Below are 25,466 nucleotides of genomic sequence, written 5' to 3' on the forward strand. Positions count from 1 at the left end.
GATGGGCTGGTTCGCGCTCGCCGCCGTTGCGGCAGCCTCGCTGGGGCTGATGCTGCTCCTCAAGCTGCCGAAGAGCGTGCTCGGGTTCGCCGGCGCGGCGCTGATGCTGGGCGCGACCGGCTATACGCTGCAGGGGCGGCCAACCCTGCCCGCCTCGCCCGCCAGTCCCGAAAAGCCCGTCGATGTCGCCGACGAGGAGCTGGTGAAGCTGCGCCAGCAGATGTTCGGCCGTTTTCAATACAGCGACAGCTATTTCTTCATCGCCGACGCGCTCGCCCGCTCGGGTGACGAGCGCGCGGCGGCCCGGGCGATGCTGGGCGGCGTGCGGTCGGCGCCCGACAGCCTACCGCTCTGGACGGGCTTCGCCTTTGCGACCGCGGGCGCCGACGGGGCGATGTCGCCGACCGCGCGGATGGCGTTCCGCCGCGCGCGAATGCTCAATCCCGAACATCCTGGCCCGTATTTCTACGAGGGGCTGGCACAGGTCCGCGCCGGCAACCTCGCCGCCGCGCGGCCGCTCTGGATCAGGGCGCTGCGCGTCTCGCGCCCAGACGCGCCCTGGCGCGAGGGAATCGCCCTCCGCCTTGTCCTCCTCGACCGCTTCCTCGCGATGGAAGCGGGCGGCAGGGGGATGCCGCAACAATAGGCGCTTGTCTTGTTCCAGCCCCATGGGTCGAGCGCGAGACTGACGTAGCGCCTACCCTCTCGACAGCCGGATCGCCTCGGCGGCGTCTATCAGCCCCTCACGCGCCATCGACCGCGCTGCCGAATCGATGCGCTGCGCATTGAGGAAGGCATGCCGCGCCAGTAGCGCTGCGTCGGCGCCGTCATTGACCAGCCTGGCGAGCGCGGCGTCGATGGCCAGCAACTCGAACACGCCGATCGCCGATACGCGCCCCCGCCCTTCGCACTCGCCGCAACCTGGACTTTCATAGATCACCGCGCCCGGATCGAAGCCGAGCAGCGCGGCGGTGCCGTTGCTCGCCTGCACCGGGCGTCTACACGCCTGGCACAGCCGATGCGCCAGCCGCTGCGCGGTCACCGCGCGCAAATGCGCGGCAAGCGCCAGCCGATCGATCCGCAGCGCCCGCAGTGCGTCGATTGCGGCGATTGCATCGGGCGCGTCGAGGCGCAGGATCACCCGCCGACCACCCGCCGCGACCTGAAAGGCAAGCGCCGCGGTCTCGCGGTCCTCGACCTGCCCCAGTACGAGGATATCGGGATCGAGCGATATCGCCCGGTCCATGGCCGCCGATCCGCTCGCGCCGTCGATCCGCAGCGCGCCTGGGATCGTCGCACCCAGCGCAACGACGCTCTGCGTCCGGGCCTCGCCTGCCAGCAGCGCGGCGATCGTCGTCCGCCGGCCCGACCCCGCCGGTCCGGCGACCACCAACACCCCGCCAGGCCGCTCGGTCGCGCGCAGCAGCAGCCGTGCCTGTGCCGGCACCAGGCCGAGCGCGGAGAGGCCGTCGACCGCCACGCCGGTCCGCTCGGACCGCAAGCGCAGCGCCAGCCGCTCGCCTTCGGCATGGCTCGCCACCTGCCACTCGTCGAGCCGATCGGCGCCGCTGCCCGCGACTTCCCAGGCGGCGGCGCGCAGTCGCTCGGGTTCGAGCCGCGCGGGCACCCAAGCACGCAACCGCCCGTCGACGCGCAGCCGAAGCCGAACCGCATCGACGTCGAGGTCGAGATGCACGTCGCTTGCCCCTTGCGCCTGCGCATCAGCCGCCAACGCGCGGATCGCCGCTTCGCTCGTCATGCCCGGCCCCCTTCGCAAGGTTTCACGAATGACGGCGATGCGACGCGAAGGTTACGTTTTCATGGCAGGCTTTGCCTCGGCCGGCGGCTCTGGCAGAAACGCGCGATGACCAACCTCGGCTCGGGCCACCCCAGCGAACCCGTCGTCGCACACATCGCCGCGCGGCCGGGCGTGCAGAAGCTGCCAAATCCCAAGCTTACGCTGTTCGTCGGCAAACGCTTCCTCGACCCCGCGCACTGCGCCGAGCTGATCGGGTTGATCGACCGCGACCGCCGCCCCTCGACAATCGCCGATCCCAACGGCGACGATGCGTTCCGGACGAGCGAGACCTGCGACCTCGACCCGGCCGACCCGGCGGTGGCGCGGCTTGAAGCGGCGATCCTCGACTTCTGCGGCCTCGATCCACGGCACGGCGAGCCGATCCAGGGCCAGCGCTATGCCGTGGGACAGGAGTTCAAGGCCCATACCGACTATTTCGAGCCCAGGGGCGCCGATTTCACACGCTTCTGTTCTGTGGCGGGTAATCGGACGTGGACGGTGATGATCTACCTCAACGAGCCTGAGGCAGGCGGCGCGACGCGGTTCAAGGTCGTCGACAAGCTGGTGCAGCCTGAAACCGGCAAGCTCCTCGCCTGGAACAATCTGCGCCCCGACGGCAGCCCCAATCCGGCGACGCTGCACCACGGGATGAAGGTGCGCGCAGGCACCAAATACGTCATCACCAAATGGTTTCGCGAGCGCCCCTGGGGCTGGTGACACGAGAAAGGGCCTCCGGCGCATTCGCCGAAGGCCCGATCCCCCTTTTGAACCCGAAGCGGATCAGAGCCCGACGCTGACCCCGAAGGTGAAGATGCGGCCAAGGTCGTAGGTGTTGATCTCGCGGCGCAGCCCGCCGTCGAAGATCTGGAACTCCTGGTAGCGCGTCTTGCTGAGGTTGCGCGCCTCGAACTTCAGCTCGACCTGCTTGTCGTCGCCGCCGATCGGGATTCCCTGCCGCCAGACGACGTCGAAGCGCACGCCCGGCCGCTCGCGGATGTCGGGCAGGCGGCCACCGTCGACGATTGCGCCGCGATTTGTCACACGGTCGCTGGCATAATTGACCAGCAGCGTCACCTGGCTGAGCATTTCGGTATCCTCGAGACCGAATTGCGCGTTGACGATGTGATCCGACTGGCCGACGAGCGACGCACCGTCCTGGAACAGGAAGCGGGCCGGAAGGGTCGCACCGGTTCCGCCGAAGGGGCTGACCACGGGCTGGTCCTGCGCGTTCAGCTCGGACTTGGTATAGGTATAGTTGGCGATCAGCAGCGCGCGCTTGGTCGCGAACAGGTCGCCGAGGCCGAGACCATCGAGCGGGAAATACTTCTGAAGCTCCAACTCGCCGCCGTACAGCCGCGCGCTCGGGGCATTCGAGAAGCTGGTCAACAACGCTGAGCTGCCCGCGCCCGGCGAACCGAACGCCTCGATCGGATTGTCGATCCGCTTGTAGAAGCCCGCCAGCGTGATGCGCTGGTCGCGCGCGAAGAACCACTCGTACCGCGCCTCGAGGTTCCAGAGCTCGGAATCGGTCAGGAACGGGTTGCCGACGAACTGGCGATTTGATTCGAAGTCGAGATAGAGCTGCGGCGCCAGCTCGCGGAATTGCGGCCGCGCGATCGTCTTCGAGGCGTGAAGGCGAAGCTGCATGTCGCGCGCGAAGTTCCACGTGATCGTCGAGGCAGGCAGCCAGTACCCGTTGGTCAGGTTGGTTCCGGCGACGTTGGCGCCCACCGGCAGCACGCGCTGCTCAGCATCCTCGTACCGCACGCCGACCTGCGCGCGCAGCCCATCGGCGACTTCGGCCTCCACCTGGGCATAGCCGGCATGAGTGCGCAGCGACGCGGTATAGGCCGCCGCGCCCTGCACATTCGATTCGTTCTGAAGGAAGATGTTGTTGAGCTGGACGTTCAGGTCGCTCAGCAGGAAGTCGGGCCGCTGCTGCTTCTGCGCGTCGTTGAGCGGCGTACCCGCCTGATAACGGAACTGATAGCGGAACGACGTGCGGTCGGCATCCGAATAGGCATAGCCCGCCTGAAGCGTCAGCGGCCGGTCGCCACCGAAGTCATAGGCGAGATCGACGCCGCCCGACCAGAGATCCTCATTGAGTTCGCTGAACGCGATCTGCGCGACGCCCTGCTGTCCGGTCAGGTTGTTGACATAGTCGTTGATCAGCCCGCCTTCGAAGAAATAGACGAAGGTCCGCTCATAGGGCGAATTGCGCTGCGTGTTCGCATAGGCGCCGCGAAGATCGACGCTCAACCGGTCGAACTTCAGTTCGGCGACGCCCTGCGTGGTGAACAGCTGCCGCTCAAACCAGTTGGTGTTCTGCTGGAAGAGCGGCTGGTTGTTCTGGTCCTCGATATCGGACATGATCGCCTGCTTCAGCGTGTCATGGACGTAGAGGTTGGTCCAGCGGAAGCGGTGACGGCCGACCTCGGCACCAACGCCGAACAGGCCGTTGACGAGAGCGCGGTGATCGGTGGCGACCGAGCGGGCGTCACCGGCGAGGCCACCCTGCGCATCGAGCGGCACCTGCTGGATCGCGTCGCGCGTGCGCCACGTGTTCGACAGGCCGCCGCCGGTGATGACGCCGATGCGCGCCGTGCCGAGGTCGAACGACGTGCCCGCGCTCAGCTCGCCCGAGAAGTTGGCGGGGATGTTGCGGTTCTCGAACACCAGCGACGTTTCGGCGTTGGTGAGCTGCACCACCTGATCGGGGGTCACGATCGCGCCGGTCCGGCCGGCCTCGCGGATGAAGTCGGGGATGCTGCGCTCGCCGCTGTCATAGCCCAGCCAGTCGTGCGATCCGCCGTCATAGGTATAGCCGAGCTCGGCGGTGGTGACGGTATCGAAACCCACCGACCCGCCGAACTGGAGGAAGCTCTCCTTCGGCGCGGCGCGCGTCGTCAGGTTGATGACGCCGCCGCCGAACTCGCCCGGATAATTGGCCGAGAAGCTCTTCTGGACGAGGCTCGAGGCGATGACGTTTGTGGGAAAGATGTCGAGCGGCACCACGCGGCGCAGCGGCTCGGGGCTCGGCAGCGGCGACCCGTTGAGCAGTGATGATGAGTAGCGGTCGCCAAGGCCGCGCACGAAGACGAAGCCGTTGCCGACGACGCTGAGGCCGGTGACACGGCTGAGCGCACCGGCGATGTCGCCTTCACCCGTGCGGGCGATGTCCTCGGTCGACAGGACCGAAACGACCTGCGCGGTGTTGCGGATGACGTTGGGAATGTTGCGGCCGATGACGACGATGTCCTCGCCATCCCCGCTCGCGCCGGGGCCGGAGATTTCGACCTCCTGCTGGGCCGCGTCCTGTGCCGTCGTCGTGGCGCCGGGGCCGCTGTCGGGCGTGGTCGAACCGCCCGCGTCGGGCGCTACGACGCTACCCGCCGGGGGGCTGGTGGTCTGCGCACCGGCGCTACCCGTCTGAGCCAGCGCGGCCGGCGCGACCAGCGTCGAGGTGAGGAGCAGCAGGCTGCCCAATGCCAGAGGCTTCTTCATCTTTTTCGATCCGCGTCAGGGAATTGCCGCGCCACGCGGCCGACGGGGATGGCGGCCCCTTTCACCGCCATCCCCGCATGGTCTTTACGCTCGTTCAGGTGACCGGAACGGTCGTGCAGTTTCCGCTGGTCGAGCCGAAGTTCGCCGCGTTCGAGTTGCAGGTCCAGCCGCGATACCAATTGTCGCTCGAGCCCGAGATCGCCCCGATATAGCTGGTGGGAACGAGGAACGAGGTACCCGACGGGTTGAGGCTGGTGTTGTTGAACGGCGTCACGGCCGTCGCGCCCGAACCCGGCAGATAGGTCGAGGTATAGGCGTTGGCCGCCGTCCCGTTGGTGACGTTGTTGCTGCCCGCCGCGACGACCGCAGCCTGCTCGTCGTTGGTCACCGTGACGCTGTTGACGGTGGTGGTCGCCGACAGCGTGTTGCAGGCGAAATAGACCGAGTTGAACACCGGCGGACCGGCTTCGTCGAGTGCCGGGTTGGCCGGACGGATCGTCGACTTGCCGCCGTTGGCGTCGGTGCCGGCGATGATGTTGAGGCAGGCCTGCGAGCTGGTGACGATGCCGTTGACGAAGCTGAAGTCGGCGCCGCCGCGCAGACGGATCGCCGCCGGCGAGCCGCTGCTCGTCGAGGTGTGGATGAAGGTGAAGTTCGCGATGCGGCCGGTCTGGCGCGGCACCACGTCCTCGTTGTTGTTCGAATCGATCTCCATCAGGAAATTGTCGGTCTGGCTGTTGTTCGGCTTCTGGATGGCGATCACGAACTGAAGGAAGCCCTTCCAGCCCACATCGGTATCGACGCTGTCGTCATCGGCGCCGGTCACCACGAGGTAGCGCAGATTATGCGTGCCGCCGAAGATCTCGATGCCGTCGTCCGAGCTGTTGTGGATCTGGATATATTCGAGCCGCGTGCCGGTGCCGACGCCGCCGGTGGTCAGGCCCTGCAACTCGTTGTTGGGGCTGATGACGGTGCCGGAATAGCGAATCTGGACATAGCGCATGACGCCCGAATTGTCGCCCGGCGAGCCGCCGCCATAGAGCGCGTTGCCAGTCCCTTCGACTACGTTCTCGCAGTTCGCCGAGCCGCCGGTCGCACCCGACAGGTTGCAGTTCGAAACAGGCGCGCGGCCAGCGATGATAACGCCACCCCAGAGGCCCTGCGCGGTTTCGTCGATGGTCCCCGTCAGGTTCTGCTGCGCGGTGAAGATGATCGGCGCGTCGGGCAGGCCGTCGGCGTTGATCGTCGAACCGCGATTGACGACAAGGAAGTCGTTGTCGGTGTTCGTCGTGTTGGCATAGATCAGCACGCCCGGCTCGATCGTCAGCGTGGCGGCGGTACCGACGGTGCCCGATGCGCCGCGGTCGATACCGACATCGACCCGGCCGTTGATCTCATATGCCGTGCCCGCGCGGCGCGGAAGCGTCAGGTTGCTGGTGAGGACCGAAGGGAGGCGGCACGACCGGAAGTTGCCGACGGTGCCGACGTTGGTGGTGCCGGTCGGGCAATCGGCGGCCGGCGTGCCAGCGGTCGAGGTCGGCGTCGGGGTGGGCGTGGGGGCCGGGGTCGGCGCCGGCGTGGGCAGCACGATACCGCCCTCGCCCGGCGAGGCGACGCTCGAGGCGCCGTCGCACGCGGCGAGCGTCGCGCCCGCGCAGCTCGTCAGCAGGATAAGGCTAAGGCGTTTGAAGTCGGCCATGAAGATCTCCGTTCCGGCAATTCCGGGTTGACGAGGAAGGGGTCGCTGCCCCTCGATCGACTCGGCTGTCCCCCTGTCGACCTCATGGCCCGGCTAGTGGCCGGACGTGACGCCCGGATGCGGTTTCGAAGACGGTTCGGTTGCGACGATATGACCGAACGGTGACAGGTGTGACAAAGCTGTGACCGAGGAGGAGCCCATGGCCCCGACCTCAAGCGTAAATATCGGAGCGTAAAACCAAACCAAGCCGAACCATTTTCGCGATTTCGTCGTAGGGGCGAAGGCTGAGGCGGTCAGGCCCCGAACGGCGCGCAATCACCGAGCGATCTCAGCTTTCGCTGGAATGACGCAGGGGTCGTGTCACGATGATCTGCCGTACTCCGGCGGGGGTCGGGGGACATCGTGCACAGCAAAAGGGGCCGGCGGTCGCCCCGCCGGCCCCTTTTCGTCATTCCAGATCAGACGATCAGAGCTCGCTTTCGAGCCATGCCTTCAGCCGGCCCTTGGGCTCGGCGCCGACCTTGGTCGCGGCGGGCTCGCCGTTCTTGAACAGGATCATGGTCGGGATGCCGCGGACGCCGTACTTGCCCGGCGCCTCCGGATTCTCGTCGATGTTGAGCTTGGTGATCGTCACCTGCTCGCCGAGTTCCTCGGACAGTTCCTCGAGGCTCGGGCCGATCATCTTGCACGGCCCGCACCACTCGGCCCAGAAATCGACGAGGACGGGCTTGTCCGCGCCCAGCACGTCGGTGGCGAAGCTTTGGTCGGTGACGGCCTTGGTGGGCATATCGGTCTACTCCTTGGTTGACCCGCAATCTATGTGGGCGCACGCGCCGGCTCAAGCGCGCGAAGGCAAGCTTTGCTCCGTGACCACGAAGCCGGGCTTGAGTGCGGCGAGCGTCTCCGGCGCCAACGCGATCAGCCGCGGGCCGGCGGTATAGAGGAGCGCCGCTTCGATCGGCCGGTTCGGGAAGATGACGGCGAGCGCCGCGGCATAGGCCGCCATCTGGCGCTGGTGATGGAGCGGCACCTCGCCCGCGTCCGACGGGACGCGGCGGCCGGTCTTGAAGTCGATCAGGCGGATGCGGTCGGCGCCCACCAGCAGCCGGTCGACGGTGCCCGCCACCACCTGTCCGTCCACGATGGCGGCGACCGGCGCCTCGGCCAGCGCGTCCGGGCCGAACAGATCGGCGAAATCGGGATGGCCGATGATCGACAGCGTGCGATCGACCAGCCCGTCGCCCAGCGTATTGCCCGCAAGCCACGCCTCTCCCGCCGCTCGCCGATGCTCGGGCGGGAGGGCGGGCAGCCGCTCAAACAGGCCGTGAAGCAGACGACCGCGCTCGGCCGCGTCCTGCATCGCCGGGCCGGCGGGCGGCGGATCGGCGATCTCGTCCTCGCCCAGCGACGAGGGGGCGAGCGGCCGCGGCGGGCGCGCCTCCTCGGGCGCGGGGCGACGCGCCCAGTCGGGGAGTGCGGTCGCGGTCGAAGCCTCGGCCGGCCGCACGATCGCAGGCGCGGGCAGCCGGTCGTCGGCGAGCACACGTACCTCGCCCGGCGGCACGCCCAGCGCGTCCATCGCCATCGCGCTCGCGCGGTACCAGCTGAGCGGCGGCGGCTCGCCCTTCGCCCGCTCGGACAGGCTGCCGGCGATGACGAGCTGCTCCTCGGCCCTCGTCGCCGCGACGTAGAAGAGCCGCCAATGCTCCTCCAGCTCGCGCCGATCGCTGTCGGCGACGACGGCATCGAGCGGCCCGCCACGCTCGGCACTGCGCGGGCGGAAGACCGGGAGCGGCGGACGGTCCTCGTCCGCCTGCCAGTCGAACAGGTCGCGCCGGTTCTGGGTCGGGTCGGCGGTCGCGTCGGCGAGGATGACGAGCGGCGCCTGCAGCCCCTTCGCCCCATGCGCGGTCATGACCCGGACCGCGGCCTGCGGGCGCGAGCTGTCGCGGACGATCTCCACCTCGCCGCGATCGAACCAGTCGAGGAAGCGCTGGAGCGAGGGCGTCGCATTACGCTCGAACCCGAGCGCGGCCGACAGCAGCTCCTCGATCGGGTCGCGCGCCTCCTCCCCCAACCGCGCGATCAGGCGGCGGCGGCCATCGAGCTGGCCTGAGAGGATGTCCTCGAGGAAGCGATAGGGCGTCGCGAAATCGGCCCGCGCGAGCAGATGATAGAGAGGGGCGAGCCGCTCGGACGCCTGCGTCGCGCGCAGGTGCCGCCAAAGGCTCCCCTTGCGATGCATGGCGGCGGCCATCAGCTCGTCCTGGCTCCAGCCAATGAGCGGCGAGACGAGCAGGCTGGCGAGGCTGAGGTCGTCGCCCGGTTGCAGTACGAAGCGGATCGCCGCGAGCAGATCCTGCACCGCCAGCGGTGCGTTGAGGCGCAGGCGATCGACCCCCGCAACCGGCACCCCCTCGGCATAGAGGCGCGCCACGATCAGGGAGGCGAGCTCGCCGCGCCGCTTGACGAGGATCATCACATCCTCGGGCCGCAGCGCCCGCCCCTTCGATGCCAGCATGTGGCCGCCGTCTATCCACTCGCGCACCTGGCGCGCGATGCGGCGGGCGAGCTCGCGGACCTGGTCGTCGACCCAGCCCTCCTCGTCCTCCTCGCTGCCGCCGGCGACGACCGGGGGCAACAGGGTGACGCTGCCGGGGCCGGGCACCTGGCTGGCATGCGGCTGGCGCTCGTCGGTGCCCATGCCCGGCGCGGGCAGTGCGTCGAGCGCGGCGTCGACGAAGCGCAGGACGGTCGCGACCGAGCGGAAGCTTTCGGTCAACGCGACGGTTTCGAGCGGGCGACGTTCTTCGGCCTCGATCGGGGGCGCGGCACCCAGCCGGTCGAAATGGAGCTGCGCCGCCCGAAAGAAGATCGGATCGGTACCCTGAAAGCCGAAGATCGCCTGCTTGTCGTCACCCACGGTGAACAGCGTCCGCACCCGGTTGCCGCGCGTGCCCGCCCCGGCGAAGAACTCGTCGGCGATCGCCTTGACGATGCGCCATTGGGCGAGGTTGGTGTCCTGCGCCTCGTCGATCAGGACGTGCTCGGTCGCGAGGTCGAGCTTGTAGCGCACCCACTCGCCCATCCCCTCGGTTTCGAGCAGGCGGACGGTCGCGGCGATCAGGTCGTCGAAATCGACCGCGCCCGCCAGCCGCTTGGCATCGGCATAGGCGCGGGCATAGGCTCGGCCCGCGGTCAGCGCGGAGGCGAGCGCGTCGGCGTAGCCGGCGCGGACCTTGAGCGCGAGGAGCTCGCCGCAATGCCCGTGCAGCCGCTCGGCGAGGGCGGCATAGGCGTCACCGGGCGCGACGGGCTTCTTGCGCAGCTCGCCCTTCCCCGTCGCCCAGACAAGGTGGAGGTCAGCGAGCCCCGCCGCCCGCGCACGCGCATCGCCGGCCAGCCAGGCCGCAATGGCATCGGCGCGCTCGAGACCCGTCTTGGTGCCCCATGCGGCATTTGCCGCGGCGATCTCGCGCAGGCTCTCAAGGTCGAAGCGGTCGTCGCCGCACGACGCCTCGATCTCGGCATCGATGTCGCCCGTGGGAAGGTCGAGCGCGCGTCGGATGTACGGCCGGATGCTCTCGCCGATCGGCAGCGCCTCCATGGCATCGGGCCGCGCGGCGCACGCATGGAGGAACATCTCCGCCTTTTGCTCGCCGAGCCTGAGGGCCAGCGCGCCGATCGCCTCGGCGATCGCCACCCGCCCTTCGCGCGCCTCGTCCTCCAGCAACCGGGCGAGCGCCTCGCGCCGGAGCAGCGCCTGTTCGCGCGGTTCGAGCGGGCGGAAGCCCGGCACCAGCCCCGCTTCGGCCGGGAAGGCCGCGAGCAGGCTCTGGCAGAAGCCGTGGATGGTCTGGATGCGCAAGCCCCCCGGCGCATCGAGCACCCGCGCGAACAGCGTCCGCGCCCGCTCGACCTGTTCGGGCGTCGCGGGTTCGCCAAGACCGCGCAGCTCGTTGAACAGGTCGTTGCGGTCGAGCCGCACCCAGCGCGCCAGCGTGCCCGCGATCCGCTCCGCCATTTCGGCCGCGCCGGCCTTGGTAAAGGTGAGGCACAGGATCGCCTCTGGCCTGCTCCCCGCCAAGAGCAGCCGGAACACGCGCGCGGCGAGCACCTGGGTCTTGCCCGTGCCCGCCGAGGCGGCGAGCCAGACGTGGCGCTGGGGATGGCTGGCGTCGCGCTGCGCGCCGCGAAGGGGATGGAGGGGCTTGGTCATGCCGGCGCACCCTCCGTCCTACCCCGGCCGAGGCCGGGGTATGGCCCGCCGTGATCGGATGCGCGCCGCTCAATCACGCCCATACCACTCGTCCCGCCGCATCAGCTGGTCATACTCGGCATAGGGCGCCATTTCCGGCACCAGCTTGGCGGTGAAGGCCCGGTCGCCGGTCAGCCAGTCGCGCACCGCGCCGACGAAATGGTCGTGCGCCATGCCGACAAAATCCTCGGGCGCGATCCCGCTCTTGGGTCCGACCGGCGTCTGGATATAGCCGAATGCCTCGCCTTTCTTCGCCAGCGACCAGTATTCGAAGCCCGTCGCCTCGCCCGCGATACGCTCGAACCCGCCTCGCTCGGCGATCAGGCCGATCAGGCCGAGCTGGAGGCTAAACCCCGCCGCCACCGCGCTGGGGCTCGGCGGCTTGCCCGTCTTGTAGTCGATGACCGCGAGCCCGCCGCCGGGCAGCCGGTCGATGCGGTCATACTTGCCCGTCAGGGTGACGCCCGCGACATCGATCGCGCCCGATTCCTCCACCCCGAGCACCTGCCGTCCTTCGGCGACCTGCGCCGCGAGCTCGCCCGCAATCCATTCGACCGCCGCGATCAGGCGCGGACGCCAGAGCGCGCGGACGATCGGATGGGTGCGCGTGTCGTCGAGCATCGCGTGCGCGCGCGCGACGAGCCGGGCGGGATCGTGGCGGTCGTGCTTCGACCATTGCTCGAGGATCGCATGCACCGCCGTCCCGCGCCACGCCGCACTCGGGTCTGCATCGACGGGATCGAGCGGCGACAGGCCGAGCATCCGCCGCGCGTAGAAGGCGTAAGGATCGGCTTTGAGCCGATCGACCTCCGTGACGGAAAGCTTGCGCGGCCGATCCTCGATGCGCGGCTGCGGCTCGGGACGCTTGGCGGGGACGTGCTCGGCACTGTCGAGCGCACGCGCCCATTCGGGCAGCCCCTCGGCCGGCTCAAGCCCCTCGGCTAGCGCCTCCAGCCGCAGCCAGAAGCGCGACGGGATAGTCGGCCCCGATGCATCGCGCCGCGCACGGGTCAACAGCACCTCGCGCGCGCCGAGGCCTTGCGCAAAATCCTGCGCCGACAGGCCGATCCGCCGTTCGAGCGCGGGCAAGCCCAGTTCGGTGCGGATACGCGGGGCGAGCCACGGGTCGGGCGCGGGCAAGGCCGGCCACGACCCTTCATTGAGTCCGCCGAGGATGAGGAGGTCGGCGCTCTGCAACTGCGCCTCGACCAGGCCGTAGATGGCGAGCCGCGGATGCCCGCCTTGAGGCGGCCGGATCGCGACCTCGTCGAGCAGGCTGCGCATCAGCGGCAGGAGCGCGCCCGGCGACACCGTGCGCGGCCCCTCCCCGCCCTCGGCCTCCAGCGCCGTCAGCAGGTCCGCCGCAGCCCGTCCTTCAGCCCGTGCCCAGGCGGCGTCGCCCGCCAGCAGGGTCGCAGCCTCGCGAAGCAGGCGCGCATGGTCGTCGAGCGCCCGGTCGCCGCCGTCCGCCATCGCCGCGACGGGCGCGAGGCACGCCTTGGCCTCGTCCCACCACGCCTTCGCCGCCTCGCGCAGCGCCGCGCTGCGCGGGTCGCCCATGCCAAGATGCGCATCGATCCCCTCGATCCCCGGTGCCGGCCGCGGCCCGCGCAGCGCGAGGTCGAGGCGGCGCGCGCCCTCCAGCCATCTCAGGCGCCGCTCGGGATCGGATGCGGCGACCAGCGGATGCTTGAGCAGCGCGAGCAGGGCCATCGGCGCGAAGCGCTGCCCCGCCGCCTCGACGATCGCGAGCAGCAGCGTGCCGGGTGCGAGCATCGCCAGCGGCCGGCCTGCCGAATCGTCGATCGCGACGCCCCAGCGCGCCAGATGCGCGGCAACCCGCGCCGCCAAATTGCGGTCGGGCGTCACCAACGCGGCGGTCTTGCCCGGTGTTTCCAGCACCTCGCGCAGCTTGAGGGCGATGCCCTGCGCCTCCTCGGCCGGGGTCGCGACGTCGAGCGCGGTGACGCCCTCGAACCGCCGCTCGGCGCGCGGCAGCGTCGGCCAGCGATGGGTCAGCGTGGCGGGCAGCATCGCGCTGTCGATCGCCTTGCCGCGGGCCGGCGGCGCGTCGAGCTCGCTCGCGACCCGCCACGGCCGCACTTCCGCTCGGGCGACACCCATGCGGTCGAGGAGGAGCTTGAGCGCGAACTGCGGATGCGTCTCGACCGACCGGCGAACCTCGCCGGTCGCGGGATCGGGCGCGTGCGGGCCGAGCGCCTCCCACGCCGCCTCGTCGAGCCCGGTCGCGAGCCCCGGCAGCACGACGAACCCGTCAGGCAACCCCGCGACGCAGCGCAGCAGCCGCGCGACCGAGGGCACCGGCGACGTCACCCCCGCCGCGCAGATGAAGCGCGCCGGGCTGGCCTGCGACCAGGCGCGGCACGCGCGGTCGAGCAGTCGGCGGCGACGTTCGACGAGGTCGATGACGCCCAGCCGCTCGAGCTCGCCGGGCCAGCGATCGAGCACCACCTCAAAGGTCGAAAGCGCGGTCGCCCAGTGCTGCGACAGCTCGCCCGACAGGTCGATGGCACGAAGGGCCGATGGCGCGATCTCCTCGACCTGCAACTGGTCGAGCGTGCGGGCAAGGTCGCCGGCCAGCCGCACCGCCTCCGCCGGGTCGAAGCCGGGACGCGCTTCCTGCAACAGCCGCGCGAGGATCAGGCGGCGCTTCAAAGGGTTGATCGCAGGCGGCACCGGCGCCGCATCGGCGGGGTCGAAGAACGGCCCGACCGCCTCGTCGAGATCCGGATCGCCGACCGCAACGATCCGCGGCAGCAACAACCCGCCCTCGCTCAGCCGGACGAAGGCGTCGTTGATCGCACGCGCGGCCCGGCTGGTGGGGACGACAATGACGCCGCGTGCGAGGCCCATCGGCTCACGCCCGAAGCGGCGGAGGAGGCCGATGGCGAGCGTGTCGGCGAACGCCTTGTGCGCGGGGATGGTGAAGACCTGCGGATCCGTCACCCCCTCAGCCATCGGCGAGCAGCGCCTCGGTCATGCCGATCGACGCCGGGCTGCCGACGTCGAACCAAAGCCCCTCGTGCGTCACGCCATATGCCCGCCCCGCCGCGATGGCGCGGTTCCAGAAGAGGTTGGTCGAGAACGGCCCGTCGGGATAGTCGCGGATGATCGCCGGGTTGAGGATCTGCACGCCGGTATAGACGAACGGCGCCAGACGGCCCGGCGCCCGGCGGCGGACGATCCGCCCCTCGGCATCGAGGTGGAAGTCGCCGCGCCCGGGATGGCCGTGCGCCTGCGCCAGCGGCACTACCAGCAGCAGCGCGTCCATCCGGTCAGCGTCCCACATCTGCGCGAGCTGAACGATCGCATCGACCGGCCCGTCGATCCACAGATTGTCGCTGTTGACGCACAGGATCGGCGCGTCCCCCAGCAGGTCGCGCGCATGGGCGAGGCCGCCGCCGGTTTCGAGCAGTTGCGCCCGCTCGTCGGACACGACGACCTCGATCCCCTTCACCCGGTGCGCCAGATGCGCCTCGAGCACGTCGGCAAGATAATGGACGTTGACCACCGCCCGCTCGACCCCCGCCGCGCGCAGCCGGTCGAAGACATGGTCGATCAGCGGCTTGCCCGCGACCTCGACCAGCGGCTTGGGCCGGGTGGCGGTCAGCGGCCGCATCCGCTTGCCGAGCCCCGCCGCCATCACCATCGCAGTTTTCGGAACCGCCACGGCGGGATTGGGCCGGATCGCGCGTGCCTTGGCCATCAGCGGGTCAGCTCGATGGGATCGCCGCGCAGGTGCGACGGAATATTGGCGTCAAACCAAGCCGCGACCGGCGCCAGCGCGGGCTGAGCGAGATCACGTTCGAGATAGCCCCAGACGCGCGGGCAGAGCGTCGGATAGCGCGGCTTGCCGTCGCGCCGCCACAGGCGGGTGAAGATGCCGACGATCTTGGCGTTCCGCTGCGCCCCGAGCACGTGATAGGCGGTCGCGAAGCTGTCGTCGGCGCCAACCGTGCGCATATAGAGGTCGAGCATCGCCGCCTCGACGGCGGCGGGCACGTCGCGCCGCGCATCCTGCAGCAGCGAAACGAGGTCGTAGGCCGGATGCCCGGCCAGCGCGTCCTGGAAGTCGAGCAGGCCCAGCGTCTCGGCCCCCTCGATCAGCATCAGGTTCTCGGCATGATAGTCGCGCAGCACCGTGACGCCGGGCGGCGGCAGCGTGCCAAGCACCGCTTCCCAGGCGCGGTCATATCCCTCGACATCGACCTCGAGGCCGAGAGCGGGCGCATACCATTCGACCAGCAAACGCGCCTCGCGCAGATAGACGTCGAGGTCGTAGGGCGGCAGGTCCATCGGTGCGTGATCGCGAAGCCGGATGAGCAGGCGGACAGCCTCTTCATAGAGGCGCAGCTCGCTCTCTGGCGCGGCATCCACGGTCTCGCGCATTCGGGCGTTGCCGAAATCCTGAAGGAGGACGAGGCCGCGCTCAAGGTCTTCGCCATAGATCTCGGGCGCCGCGAAGCCACGATCGGTGAGCCAGCGCGCGACCGACAGGAACGGGCGCGGGTCCTCGTGCGGGGGCGGCGCGTCCATCAGGATCGCGTGGCGGCCGGGCGCGACGATGCGGAAATAGCGGCGGAACGAGGCGTCGCCGGCGATCGGTTCGATCTCGGCATCGCCCCACCCGATCGAGGCGAGGAAGTCGCGCGCCGCGGCCGGCGGATTCAGGTCAGGGGCCATCGGCCCTCCCATGCCGTCGGCACTTCGGCTGTCAAGCGCCGCGCGCCGTCCGCGGCGACGATCAGCGTCAGGCGAAGGGCGTCCGGAAAGACGTGGGCCGCGACCCGCTCGGGCCACTCGACCACCAGCGCGCCGTCATAGCGCGCATCGTCGAGGCCGAGTTCGAGCAGCTCGCCCTCCTCCTCGATGCGATAGAGATCGACATGGAGCACCGGCAACCGCACCTCCGGCGGGGCATAGCTCTGGACGATCGCATAGCTCGGGCTCGGCGCCTCGCCGACTAGCCCCAGCGCCGCCAGCAGCCCGCGCGCGATCGTCGTCTTGCCCGCGCCCAGCGGCCCCGACAGCGTCACCGCGTCGCCCGGCCGCAGTACCGACGCCAGCCGCTGCCCGAATGCCAACGCCGCCGCCTCGTCGGGAAGGTCGATCATCGCCGCGGCAGCTCGATCGTGACGAGCGTGCCCTGCCCCGGCTCGGACAACAGCGCCACCGTCCCGCCATGCGCCTCGACCAGCTGCCGCGCGATCGGCAGGCCGAGGCCGAGCGCCCGCTCGCCCGCGCCGGCCGCGCGTGCGAAGCGGTCGAAGGCGTGCGCCTGTGCCTCTGCCGACATGCCGGGACCGTTGTCGGACACGACGATCCGCGCGCGGTCCTTGTCGCCGTCGACGTGCAGCAGCACGCGCCCGCCCGCAGGCGTATGGGCGATCGCGTGGCGCAGCACGTGCTCGATGGCCTGGCGGATGCGGCGTCCCTCGGCCTGCACCTTGCCCGCGCTTCCCTGCACCTCGGTCGCGAGATCGATGCCCTTCTCGCCCGCCAGCGGCGCGACCGCCGCGGCGGCGCTTTCGGCGGCATCGCCGATCGCCAGCAACGCGCGCACCGGCGGCTGGTCGGCGAGTGTCAGGTCGAGCACGTCATCGACCAGTGCCCCCAGCCGCTCGACCGATTCGAGGATCGCGCCGGTATAGGCCTGCCCCGTTTCGGTCAGCGCGCCGGCATAACCGCCCTCGAGCATCTCGGCGAAGCCCTTGATCGAGGTGAGCGGCGTACGAAGCTCGTAGCTCATATTGGCGACGAACGCGGTCTTGACCTTGTCCGCCGCCTCCAGCGCCTCGGCGCGATCGCGCAAGGCCTGCTCGATCTTCCGGCTGTCGGAAATGTCGAGCATCGTGAGAAGCGCATTGCCGTCGGGCAGCGGCACCGCTCCGAACTCGAAATGACGCCCGTCGGCAAAGGCAACCCGGCCGCCGCGCTGGAGCCGGTCGGCCGTCGCCGAACGAACGAGCTCGGCCATCAATGCGCCGCGCGACGGGTTGGCGAGCCGCGGCGCGATGTCGCGCGCCAGCGCGTCGACGCGCGGGTGCTCGCCCAGCATCGCCTCGTCGAGGCCGAAGACGGTGCGGAACTTGTTGTTCCAGTGCTGGACACGGCCGTCGGCGCCGAACACCGCGATCGCCTCGAACAGATTCTCGATCGTCGCCGTGCGGACGCGCAGCAGCGTGTCGCGCGCGCTCGCCAGCTGCACCTGCTCGGTCCGGTCCTCGAAAATGAGGAGCAGCCCGCCGTCGGGCAGCGGCTGGGCCACGACGCGCAGGTGGATGCCGCCGGCCAGATGCCAGCCTTCCTCGATCTGCGCGTCGGCGGCGGTGAACCAGCCGCGCCGCTCGGCCTTCCAGCCGGGAAAGTCGCGCACTTCGGGCAGGCGCCCGCCCTCGCGCATCCGTTCGAGCACGCGGTCGAACTCGGGCCGGTCGGCCAGCCACTCGCCGCGCATCGCGAACATCCGGCGGAAGGGCTGGTTGCAGAAGACGAGCGCGCGGTCCGGCCCGAACTGCGCCACCCCGGCCGAGATGCGGTCGAGCATCGCCCGCTGCGCCGCGCCGAAGCGTCGGATGCCGCTCCGAGCCTGTTCGAGCTCCTCGATGTCGATCGCGAAGCCGGCAATGCCGCCATCGGCGAGCGGCACGTCGTGGACGCGCAGCATCCGCCGCTGGCCGCCGATCGTCGCAGGCATGGCGGTGGTGCGCGGAGCGCCCGCCTCCTTCGCGGCGAGCGCCTGGACGGGCGGCGCGCCGGGGGCGCCCATCTCGACAAGCTCGACCTGGCGCGCGACGGCATCGTCGGCGTCGCGCGCCTCGACGGCGGCGACATAGGCCGAGTTGACGAGTGCGAGGCGAAGGTCGCCGGTGCGATACCACATCGGCATCGGCGCCGCCTCGATCAGGCCCTTGAGCGCCTGATAGGCGTCGCGCAGCAGCTCGACCCGCTCGGCCAGGCGCTGGACTTCCCCTTGCGTTTCGGTCGCGTCGAAGAACCAGACGATGACCCCGGCGTCGCGCGTCAGCGCCGCCGCCGCGCGCTCGCCCACCGCCATCAAGAGCCGGTCGCTGCCGCCCGCGCGGACGGGCAGGCGAAAGGGGATGGCGGCGCGGCGCGTCGCCTCGATCGCGGCGGTCAGGCGCTCGGCATCCTCGGCGACCAGTCCCGCCCCGCCCGCCGACAGCCCCGACAGATCGCGCGGCGCGGTGTCGAGGCCCAGCCAGTCGAGCAGCCGGCTCGACAACTCGACGCGCCCATCGCTGCGCACTACCATCGCCCGCGCCGGCGCCGATCGGATCAGCGCCCAGAGCCGGGCATTGTCGGCCTCCACTGACCGCGCGGCGGCGCGCATCCGGAGCCCGGCATAGAGCGCCCAGACCGCGCCCGCGACCAGCACCGCCAGCGCCGCGCCCGCCAGCGCCACCTGCCCGCTCGCCTCGATCATGTCCGCCGCCGGCGTGGCGGTGCGCCGGCGCGCCCCTGTTCCATGTCGCTAGCCCTAGAGCGGCCCGGGCGGGGACGGAAGAGGCGATGCAGACGCTTGCCATTCAGCCTCCGCTAATCGACGATGCGGCACAGCCTGTCGCGCGCGAGCCAGTGGACCAAAGCCACGGCCCCGAGCGTTCACGAACATTGGATGTGTCCCCTGGCATCCACACCGGAGAGTTCGAATGTCCAAGTCCTTTGCGCGTCGGATCGGCCCAGTTGCACTGGCCGTCGTCGCCGGCGCGGTTACTCTGTCGGCCTGTGCCACGCCGACTCCCTATCGCCCCGTCACCGGTCAGGGCAGCTATCGCACCGGTTATTTCGACGAGCAGATCGAGGCGAACCGCTTCCGCGTGGGCTTCGCGGGCAACAGCCTCACCTCGCGCGAGACAGTCGAGCGCTACCTGCTGTTCCGCGCCGCGCAGCTTACGCTTGAGCGCGGTTTCGACAACTTCACCCTCGTCGACCGCGATACCGAGCGGCGGACGCGCACCCAGATCATCGACGACCCCTTCTGGGGTCCGGGCTGGGGCGGCGGCTTCTACGGCGGCTGGGGGCCGCGCTGGCGTTATTATCGCCCGGGCTTTGGTTGGGGCGGCTGGGGTGGCTGGGGCGGTGGCTTCGGCGGCGGCTTCACCGACGTGCGCCAGATCGACCGCTACGAAGCGCAGGCCGAGATCCTGACCGGCCGCGGCCCCAAGCCGCAGGACGTGCGCGCCTTCGACGCGCGGCAGGTGATCGAAAATCTGGGTCCGAATGTGCGCCTGCCCGAAGAGCGCCGCCGCTGATCCTTGATGCCGCAATTGGGGGCGGGGCGGCCGGCGACGGCGGCCCCGCCCTTTGCGTTTCCGCGGCATGATCCACAGTTTTCTGCCATCCATGTCCTTTGCGCGACTTGCACAGTCGCCTGCTGCACGGCACCATGATTTAGGCGGCATCGTGCCGCCGCTGGAAAGACAAATGCTCGACGAAGCCGAGTTCGACCGCGACGACGCCGCCCCCATCGACATGCTCGAAAGCTATTTCGCCGCGCATGGATGGAGCCACGAGCGCGAAGACGACGAGATCGTCGCCAAGTTCAAGGGCAGCTGGACCGAATATGAACTGCGCGCGATCTGGCGCGAAGAGGACGGCGTCCTCCAGTTCCTCGCCCTGCCCGACATCCGCGTTGCCGAGGAGCGGCGCGCGGCGATCTACGAGACGATCGGGCTGGTCAACGAACAGCTCTGGATCGGTCATTTCGAGCTCTGGTCGTCGAGCGGCATTCTTCTTTATCGCCACGCCGCGATGATGTCCGACGACGAGGACGGCGCGACGATGAGCCTCGACCGTGCCGAGCTCCTGGTCGAAACCGCGATCGACGAGTGCGAGCGCTTCTATCCGGTGTTCCAGTTCGTGCTGTGGGGCGGCAAGAGCCCCAAGGACGCCATCACCGCCGCGCTGATCGAAACACAAGGCGAAGCATGAGCGACGCACAAGCGCCGGCTCGCCTCTGGCTGGTCGGTGCGGGCAATATGGGCGGGGCGATGCTCCGCCGCTGGGTCGCGAGCGGCATCGCGTCGGATCGCATCACCGTCATCGATCCCGGCAGTCCTGCGGTGCCCGAGGGCGTACGCGTGCTGGCCGAGGCGCCGGACGGCGACGCCCCCGACATCCTGATCCTTGCGGTCAAGCCGCAGATGATCGACGCCGTCGCCGAAGCGATTTGTTCGGCCGAGGCGGCGATGCTCGTCTCGATCCTCGCCGGCGTCGAGGTCGCGGCGTTGCGGTCGCGCTTTGCCGCGCGGGCGATCGTGCGGGCGATGCCCAACCTGTCCGTAGCGATCGGCAAGGGCGTCGTCGCGCTCCACGGCGACAGCGAGGCTCCCGCCTTGCGCGCTGCAGCCGAGGCGCTGATGGCCCCGCTCGGCCATGTCGAATGGGTCGAGGAGGCGCTCTTCGACGTCGTCACCGCGCTGTCGGGCAGCGGGCCGGGCTTCACCTATCGCTTCATCGACGCGCTGGCGAAGGGCGGCGAGGCGCTGGGGCTGCCCACAGACCAGGCGCTTCGCCTTGCCCGCGCGACGGTGGAGGGATCGGCGATGCTCGCGGCGCAGGCCGACGAGACGCCCGCCATCCTCGCCGATCGCGTCGCCAGCCCCGGCGGCTCGACGCGCGAGGGGCTCAACGTCCTCGATGCCGACGCCGCACTTGTCCGCCTTCTCACCGACACGCTCGCCGCAGCCACGCGTCGCAACGCCGAACTCGCCGCCGCCGCGCGAAGCTGATCGGAACGTCCAACCGCTTCAAGGGGTTGTGATCGCATAGCCGCGAATCGCAATCGAAGGAGGACGGACGATGACGACCACCACCGCCAAGAAGCAGAGCACGGCCGCCGCTACGAAGAAGGCGCCGGCCACCAACGGCAATCTGGGCGTGATCGCCGGTGCCGCGACCGCCGGCGCGGCGATCGGCATGCTGGCGATGCTTGGCCGCAAGGCCGCGGTGCAGGCGCCAAGCGCCTTCGCCGCCGACTGGGTCGCGGCACTCACCGCCGAGCACAAGGCGGTGCTCAAGATCTTCGACGCACTTGAGGCGACCGAGAGCCGCAACACGACCAAGCGTACGATCCTTCTCGCCCAGCTCAAGCACGCGCTCGCCAAGCACGATGTCGAGGAAGGCAACGTCATCTACCCGGCGTTGCGAGAGGCGGGCCGCAAGGACGAGGCCGACCACCTCACCAAGGATCACGGCTATATCAAGCAGTATCTCTACGAGCTCGAGAACATGCCCAAGGACCATGCCGAGTTCCCGGCCAAGCTGCGCAAGTTCCGCGCCGACATCGAAAAGCACATGAACGAGGAGGAGACCGACCTCTTCCCCTCGCTTCGCGCCCAGCTGTCGGACGAAAAGAACAAGGCGCTGGCGGCGGCGATGAACAAGGAAGGGTTCAAGGTCGCGTGACTATGCGGGCAGGGGCTCGTCCCCTGCCGCATCCACCTGGTGCCCCGCGAGCGCGAAAGCCCGGAGCCATGCAGCGGCACGCTTCTGGCTCTACGCCCTCGCCGTCGCGGGAGCACCGGTTGCGATCACAGCCTGATCGTCAACGACGTCCCGATCACATCGGCATTGCCGCTGTTGGTCGAAACAACCCGCGCCGTCGTCGCTGCCGCGGTGCCCGAGAACAGCGTATCGCGACGATCGAGCCGCTCCTCGCTGACGAAGACATGGGCGTAGCTGACGTTGACGTCGATCCGGTCGTTGAGGCGCCACGTCGCGCCCGCGGTCGCCCAGATGCGATCGCCATCGGGCACGCGCGTGGTGCGGAAGGCGTCCCGTGTCGGCGTCGTGTCGTAAAGGCCGCCGGCACGCAGCGTCAGCCGGTCGGTCGCGTCGAACTCGACGGCGCCGTGACCCGACCAGCTGTCCTTGTAGTTCTGCTCGCTGACCGTCACCGGGCGGCCGAGCGGCTCGACCACGATCGCCTCGAACCGCGACCAGTTGAACCACTGGCCCGTCGCCATCACGCGGAAGCGGTCGCCGACGCCATACATCGCGCTCACCGTCACGCTTTCGGGAATCTCGAGCGGCGCGGTGGCAAAGCTGCGGCCGTTCGCACCCGCCAGCGGCCCGACGAGGCCGGAAACCTGATAGCTGCCGTCGAGCCGGTGCACCACCTTCGAGCGGTAATGCGCGCCCAGCCGCGCCTTGCCGAAGCTGAACAGCACGCCCGCATTCCACCCGACAGACAGGTCGTCGCCCGAGATGTTGAGCTCGCCGTCGCCCGCGCCGGGGACGAGGTTGGGAAGCGCATTGCGCAGTTTGACGTCGATCTGCTGGATGTCGATGCCGCCCCCGATCGAGACATTGTCGTTGATCGCGAAGCCGACGCTTGGCTGGATGTTGACCGTCTTCACCTCGGACTTGATCGAATCATAACGGCCGAAGAAACCGGGATCGTACTCGACCTTGAGCCCGAACGGCGCGCTGATGCCGAGGCCAAACCACAACCGGTCGGTCGCGCGGAACGCGGCATAGCCCGTCGGCACGATCACCGGCTGGTCGAAGGGATTGCCACCGTCATTGCCCGTCACCGGGATCGCCGCGGGCGAGCCGGGCACGGTCAGCGTCGTGCCGTCGTTGCGCTGGCTGCTATCGACGAACAGGACGTGCGTGTTGAGCGAGATCTGACTGCGCTCGAGCTTGGTCATGCCGGCGGGGTTGTAGAAAATGATCGAGGCATCGTCGGCCGCCACTGCGCCGCCAGCAAACGCGCGCCCCGTTTCCTTCGCCGACTGTTCCTTGAGCGAGAAGCCGCTCGCCAGCGCGCCGCTCGCACCGCCCATCACGCACGCCGAACCCGCGGCCAACCACAACGCCTTACGCAACATGCTCTACCCTCTCTTCGCGACCCTGCCGGCATGGCGCCGGTCCGGTTGGGGAGCGCCCATGCACCCGACGGGTTCCAAATGGCAACCGATTGATCGGGCGTGTTGCGGATGCGCAACGCACGGCGACCATTGACCCAGGCTCGCCGCCGCCGCGCCTTGCCGGAAGGCTGATTGCACCCCCCGCCCCCATCCGGTATAGGCGCCCCCTCACCTGCCCCGGCGCGCGGCCCCGCGCTGCCGGGGCCGATCGTTTCGGGAACATGCGCATGGCTCGCCGCCGCCAGATCTACGAGGGCAAGGCCAAGATCCTCTATGAGGGGCCGGAACCCGGCACGCTCATCCAGTATTTCAAGGATGACGCGACCGCCTTCAACGCCCAGAAAAAGGGCACGATCAACGGCAAGGGCGTGCTCAACAACCGGATTTCCGAGCACATCTTCACGATGCTCGGCAATATCGGCGTGCCGACGCACTTCCTGCGCCGCCTCAACATGCGCGAGCAGCTGATCCGCCAGGTCGAGATCGTGCCGATCGAGGTCGTCGTGCGCAACATCGCCGCCGGCTCCATGTCGAAACGGCTGGGGATCGAGGAGGGCACGCAGCTGCCCCGCACGGTCATCGAATATTATCTCAAGGACGATGCGCTCGGCGATCCGCTCATCACCGACGAGCACATCCTGTGCTTCGGCTGGGCGAGCCAGGAGGAACTGCACGACATCGCCGACCTGGCGGTGCGCGTGAACGACTTCATGTCGGGGTTGTTCGCCGGGATCGGCATCAAGCTCGTCGACTTCAAGCTCGAGTTCGGGCGCATCTGGGACAATGACTATGCCCGGATCATCCTCGCCGACGAGATCAGCCCCGACAATTGCCGGCTGTGGGACGCGACGACGGGCGAGAAGCTCGACAAGGACCGTTTCCGCCGCGACTTGGGCGGCGAGGTGGAGGCTTATCAGGAGGTCGCGCGGCGGCTGGGCCTGATGCCCGAAGGCGCCGATTCGGCGGTGCTCGACCTCGAAACGCATCGCAAGCGCCGCGGCAAGTAAGCCGGAGCGCCGTGGCGTAAGCTAAAAGGGGAGCGCGCTCGCGCTCCCCTTTTTGTTGGGTCAGCTCGGCGCGCCGCCCTTCGCCTGCATCGCCGCGGCCACCTTGGCCTGAAGCGCCGGGTCCTTGCTCAGCGACTGGCCGATCGAGTTGAACCGCTCTGGCGTCAAGCCAGCTGAGGTCACGGCCTCGGCCATCTTCGCCTGCTTTTCGGCCGCGGGCGTGGCGGCGTCCTTGTTGATCTTGTCGACTGCGGCGAGCGCAGTGGCGAACTGCGTCACCTCGGCATCGCTGACGGTCGCGGTTGCCCCGGCGCTGGCGGACGGCGTCGCGCCGGTTGCGGGCGCGGCCTCCTGAGCCGGGGCGGCACCGGCGGCAGGCGTCTCCTGCGCACCGGCAGCCACGGCAAAGGTGCTGGCGATCGCCGCGGCGGCGAGGGTGAATGAACGCATGAAACTGCTCCGTCGTCGTTGAAATGCCCGTCCAACATCGCGCTGTGCCGCGGACGCGCAACCGTGGGAGGGACGGACAGTGGCCGCGACAGGATGGGTGCAGACGCGCTGCGGCAGGGCGAGGGTACACCGGGGCGAAGCGCTTTAGCGGTCGCGCTACCTGCGGCCATCCGCACCCCATTCGTCGTCGCGGCGAGCGCTGGGATGACGAGAGTGGCGAGCCGGTAGAGGCGGTACCACCCTTGGCACTCGCGCGAAATGTGGTGCGCCGCCCCAACCTGCCACGAAAAGACCCGCCGCGGCGGATGCCGGGCGGGCCTGATCTAATGGTGGGCGCGACAGGGATTGAACCTGTGACCCCACCCGTGTGAAGGGTGTGCTCTACCGCTGAGCTACGCGCCCGATGCCTTGTCCCGATGGGCTTCGGCGAATTCGGAGCCGGGCGTTTAGGCGGCGTTGCCGGCGCTGTAAAGCCCGGAAATCGGCCCGGCGCACGACGATCGCACGCCGGGGTGTCAGATCAGTTGACCGAGTCCTTCAGGACCTTGCCCGCCTTGAACTTGGGCTGCGACGACGCCTTGATCGTCATCGGCTCGCCGGTGCGCGGGTTGCGGCCGGTCGAGGCCTTGCGCTTGCTGACCGAGAAGGTGCCGAAGCCGACGAGGCGCACTTCGTCGCCCTTCTTGAGCGAGGCCGAGATCGTGTCGAACACTGCCTCAACGGCCTTGCTCGCATCGCCCTTCCCCAGGCCCGACAAGTCGGCGACCTGTGCGATCAGCTCTTGCTTGTTCATTGCCCTTTACACCCCTGTCCTGTTTTCTGGATCGTCAAA

20 protein-coding genes and 1 tRNA gene are annotated in these 25,466 nt (G+C 69.4%); 7 read left to right on the forward strand and 14 right to left on the reverse strand.

Annotated elements, in window-relative coordinates; all coding sequences use genetic code 11:
• The first annotated feature begins 1 nt into the window (after position 1).
• Entirely contained in the window at positions 2–646 is a 645-nt protein-coding gene (locus COC42_RS04205) for a tetratricopeptide repeat protein (RefSeq protein WP_096341978.1), read from the forward strand.
• A 51-nt stretch (positions 647–697) separates the two neighbouring features.
• Here the strand turns inward: COC42_RS04205 and COC42_RS04210 are convergent, their stop codons facing one another.
• Entirely contained in the window at positions 698–1,759 is a 1,062-nt protein-coding gene (locus COC42_RS04210; protein WP_096341979.1) for an ATPase, T2SS/T4P/T4SS family, read from the reverse strand.
• A 105-nt stretch (positions 1,760–1,864) separates the two neighbouring features.
• Here COC42_RS04210 and COC42_RS04215 point away from each other — a divergent pair, with 105 nt between their 5' ends.
• Entirely contained in the window at positions 1,865–2,515 is a 651-nt protein-coding gene (locus tag COC42_RS04215) for a prolyl hydroxylase family protein (RefSeq protein ID WP_096341980.1), read from the forward strand.
• Between the two features lie 63 nt (positions 2,516–2,578).
• Here the strand turns inward: COC42_RS04215 and COC42_RS04220 are convergent, their stop codons facing one another.
• The 9 genes from COC42_RS04220 to COC42_RS04260 form a co-directional block, all read right to left on the reverse strand.
• Positions 2,579–5,302 carry a TonB-dependent receptor domain-containing protein gene (locus COC42_RS04220; protein ID WP_096341981.1) on the reverse strand — a complete coding sequence of 908 codons (2,724 nt, stop codon included), beginning with the start codon at positions 5,300–5,302 and terminating at the stop codon, positions 2,579–2,581.
• A 94-nt stretch (positions 5,303–5,396) separates the two neighbouring features.
• The gene (locus tag COC42_RS04225) at positions 5,397–7,001 is read right to left on the reverse strand and encodes a hypothetical protein (RefSeq protein WP_096341982.1); all 1,605 of its coding nucleotides are present in this window, start codon (positions 6,999–7,001) and stop codon (positions 5,397–5,399) included.
• Between the two features lie 466 nt (positions 7,002–7,467).
• Positions 7,468–7,788, reverse strand: a complete 321-nt coding sequence (gene trxA / locus COC42_RS04230; RefSeq protein WP_096341983.1) for a thioredoxin TrxA — start codon at positions 7,786–7,788, stop codon at positions 7,468–7,470.
• 51 nt (positions 7,789–7,839) lie between these two features.
• Positions 7,840–11,220, reverse strand: a complete 3,381-nt coding sequence (addA, locus tag COC42_RS04235; RefSeq protein ID WP_096341984.1) for a double-strand break repair helicase AddA — start codon at positions 11,218–11,220, stop codon at positions 7,840–7,842.
• Positions 11,221–11,289: 69 nt separating this feature from the next.
• The gene (gene addB, locus COC42_RS04240; RefSeq protein WP_096341985.1) at positions 11,290–14,238 is read right to left on the reverse strand and encodes a double-strand break repair protein AddB; all 2,949 of its coding nucleotides are present in this window, start codon (positions 14,236–14,238) and stop codon (positions 11,290–11,292) included.
• Positions 14,231–14,986 carry a nucleotidyltransferase family protein gene (locus COC42_RS04245; RefSeq protein ID WP_096341986.1) on the reverse strand — a complete coding sequence of 252 codons (756 nt, stop codon included), beginning with the start codon at positions 14,984–14,986 and terminating at the stop codon, positions 14,231–14,233. The genes addB and COC42_RS04245 overlap by 8 nt, the downstream gene beginning before the upstream one ends.
• Entirely contained in the window at positions 14,986–15,951 is a 966-nt protein-coding gene (locus COC42_RS04250) for an aminoglycoside phosphotransferase family protein (protein WP_176484618.1), read from the reverse strand. Before COC42_RS04250 ends, COC42_RS04245 begins: the two co-directional genes overlap by 1 nt.
• On the reverse strand, positions 15,948–16,394 hold the full coding sequence (gene tsaE, locus COC42_RS04255; RefSeq protein ID WP_096341988.1) for a tRNA (adenosine(37)-N6)-threonylcarbamoyltransferase complex ATPase subunit type 1 TsaE: 447 nt from the start codon (positions 16,392–16,394) through the stop codon (positions 15,948–15,950). Before tsaE ends, COC42_RS04250 begins: the two co-directional genes overlap by 4 nt.
• A complete protein-coding gene (locus COC42_RS04260; RefSeq protein ID WP_096341989.1) occupies positions 16,391–18,727 on the reverse strand; it encodes a sensor histidine kinase in 2,337 nt (778 codons plus the stop codon). The genes tsaE and COC42_RS04260 overlap by 4 nt, the downstream gene beginning before the upstream one ends.
• A gap of 226 nt (positions 18,728–18,953) precedes the next feature.
• On the opposite strand from COC42_RS04260, the gene COC42_RS04265 reads away from it, so the two are divergent.
• The 4 genes from COC42_RS04265 to COC42_RS04280 all read left to right on the forward strand — a co-directional run bounded on the left by COC42_RS04265 (position 18,954) and on the right by COC42_RS04280 (position 21,711).
• A complete protein-coding gene (locus COC42_RS04265; protein ID WP_096341990.1) occupies positions 18,954–19,556 on the forward strand; it encodes a CC0125/CC1285 family lipoprotein in 603 nt (200 codons plus the stop codon).
• Between the two features lie 172 nt (positions 19,557–19,728).
• Positions 19,729–20,235 (forward strand): type III secretion system chaperone family protein, encoded by a 507-nt coding sequence (locus tag COC42_RS04270; RefSeq protein WP_096341991.1) that lies wholly within the window; start codon positions 19,729–19,731, stop codon positions 20,233–20,235.
• On the forward strand, positions 20,232–21,035 hold the full coding sequence (gene proC, locus COC42_RS04275) for a pyrroline-5-carboxylate reductase (protein WP_096341992.1): 804 nt from the start codon (positions 20,232–20,234) through the stop codon (positions 21,033–21,035). Before COC42_RS04270 ends, proC begins: the two co-directional genes overlap by 4 nt.
• Before the next feature lie 70 nt (positions 21,036–21,105).
• The gene (locus COC42_RS04280) at positions 21,106–21,711 is read left to right on the forward strand and encodes a hemerythrin domain-containing protein (protein ID WP_096341993.1); all 606 of its coding nucleotides are present in this window, start codon (positions 21,106–21,108) and stop codon (positions 21,709–21,711) included.
• Between the two features lie 125 nt (positions 21,712–21,836).
• Here COC42_RS04280 and COC42_RS04285 read toward each other — a convergent pair whose 3' ends face one another.
• Entirely contained in the window at positions 21,837–23,138 is a 1,302-nt protein-coding gene (locus COC42_RS04285) for an OmpP1/FadL family transporter (protein ID WP_096341994.1), read from the reverse strand.
• A gap of 266 nt (positions 23,139–23,404) precedes the next feature.
• Between COC42_RS04285 and purC the strand changes: the two genes are divergently transcribed.
• Entirely contained in the window at positions 23,405–24,184 is a 780-nt protein-coding gene (gene purC, locus COC42_RS04290) for a phosphoribosylaminoimidazolesuccinocarboxamide synthase (RefSeq protein WP_096341995.1), read from the forward strand.
• A 60-nt stretch (positions 24,185–24,244) separates the two neighbouring features.
• On the opposite strand, the gene COC42_RS04295 is transcribed toward purC, so the two are convergent.
• The 3 genes from COC42_RS04295 to COC42_RS04305 form a co-directional block, all read right to left on the reverse strand.
• Positions 24,245–24,634, reverse strand: a complete 390-nt coding sequence (locus tag COC42_RS04295) for a DUF4168 domain-containing protein (protein ID WP_096341996.1) — start codon at positions 24,632–24,634, stop codon at positions 24,245–24,247.
• Between the two features lie 327 nt (positions 24,635–24,961).
• A tRNA-Val gene (locus COC42_RS04300) sits at positions 24,962–25,036 on the reverse strand.
• A 118-nt stretch (positions 25,037–25,154) separates the two neighbouring features.
• The gene (locus tag COC42_RS04305; protein WP_096341997.1) at positions 25,155–25,427 is read right to left on the reverse strand and encodes an HU family DNA-binding protein; all 273 of its coding nucleotides are present in this window, start codon (positions 25,425–25,427) and stop codon (positions 25,155–25,157) included.
• Positions 25,428–25,466 lie beyond the last annotated feature (39 nt).

Source organism: Sphingomonas spermidinifaciens, assembly GCF_002351485.1.
Taxonomy (GTDB): domain Bacteria; phylum Pseudomonadota; class Alphaproteobacteria; order Sphingomonadales; family Sphingomonadaceae; genus Sphingomonas; species Sphingomonas spermidinifaciens.

Bases quoted from the DNA above. Each gene is read 5' to 3' on its own strand.
- COC42_RS04205 (WP_096341978.1), top strand. From the start codon at position 2: ATGGGCTGGTTCGCGCTCGCCGCCGTTGCGGCAGCCTCGCTGGGGCTG.
- COC42_RS04210 (WP_096341979.1), bottom strand. From the start codon at position 1,759: ATGACGAGCGAAGCGGCGATCCGCGCGTTGGCGGCTGATGCGCAGGCG.
- COC42_RS04215 (WP_096341980.1), top strand. From the start codon at position 1,865: ATGACCAACCTCGGCTCGGGCCACCCCAGCGAACCCGTCGTCGCACAC.
- COC42_RS04220 (WP_096341981.1), bottom strand. From the start codon at position 5,302: ATGAAGAAGCCTCTGGCATTGGGCAGCCTGCTGCTCCTCACCTCGACG.
- COC42_RS04225 (WP_096341982.1), bottom strand. From the start codon at position 7,001: ATGGCCGACTTCAAACGCCTTAGCCTTATCCTGCTGACGAGCTGCGCG.
- trxA (WP_096341983.1), bottom strand. From the start codon at position 7,788: ATGCCCACCAAGGCCGTCACCGACCAAAGCTTCGCCACCGACGTGCTG.
- addA (WP_096341984.1), bottom strand. From the start codon at position 11,220: ATGACCAAGCCCCTCCATCCCCTTCGCGGCGCGCAGCGCGACGCCAGC.
- addB (WP_096341985.1), bottom strand. From the start codon at position 14,238: ATGGCTGAGGGGGTGACGGATCCGCAGGTCTTCACCATCCCCGCGCAC.
- COC42_RS04245 (WP_096341986.1), bottom strand. From the start codon at position 14,986: ATGGCCAAGGCACGCGCGATCCGGCCCAATCCCGCCGTGGCGGTTCCG.
- tsaE (WP_096341988.1), bottom strand. From the start codon at position 16,394: ATGATCGACCTTCCCGACGAGGCGGCGGCGTTGGCATTCGGGCAGCGG.
- COC42_RS04260 (WP_096341989.1), bottom strand. From the start codon at position 18,727: ATGATCGAGGCGAGCGGGCAGGTGGCGCTGGCGGGCGCGGCGCTGGCG.
- COC42_RS04265 (WP_096341990.1), top strand. From the start codon at position 18,954: ATGTCCAAGTCCTTTGCGCGTCGGATCGGCCCAGTTGCACTGGCCGTC.
- COC42_RS04270 (WP_096341991.1), top strand. From the start codon at position 19,729: ATGCTCGACGAAGCCGAGTTCGACCGCGACGACGCCGCCCCCATCGAC.
- proC (WP_096341992.1), top strand. From the start codon at position 20,232: ATGAGCGACGCACAAGCGCCGGCTCGCCTCTGGCTGGTCGGTGCGGGC.
- COC42_RS04280 (WP_096341993.1), top strand. From the start codon at position 21,106: ATGACGACCACCACCGCCAAGAAGCAGAGCACGGCCGCCGCTACGAAG.
- COC42_RS04285 (WP_096341994.1), bottom strand. From the start codon at position 23,138: ATGTTGCGTAAGGCGTTGTGGTTGGCCGCGGGTTCGGCGTGCGTGATG.
- purC (WP_096341995.1), top strand. From the start codon at position 23,405: ATGGCTCGCCGCCGCCAGATCTACGAGGGCAAGGCCAAGATCCTCTAT.
- COC42_RS04295 (WP_096341996.1), bottom strand. From the start codon at position 24,634: ATGCGTTCATTCACCCTCGCCGCCGCGGCGATCGCCAGCACCTTTGCC.
- COC42_RS04305 (WP_096341997.1), bottom strand. From the start codon at position 25,427: ATGAACAAGCAAGAGCTGATCGCACAGGTCGCCGACTTGTCGGGCCTG.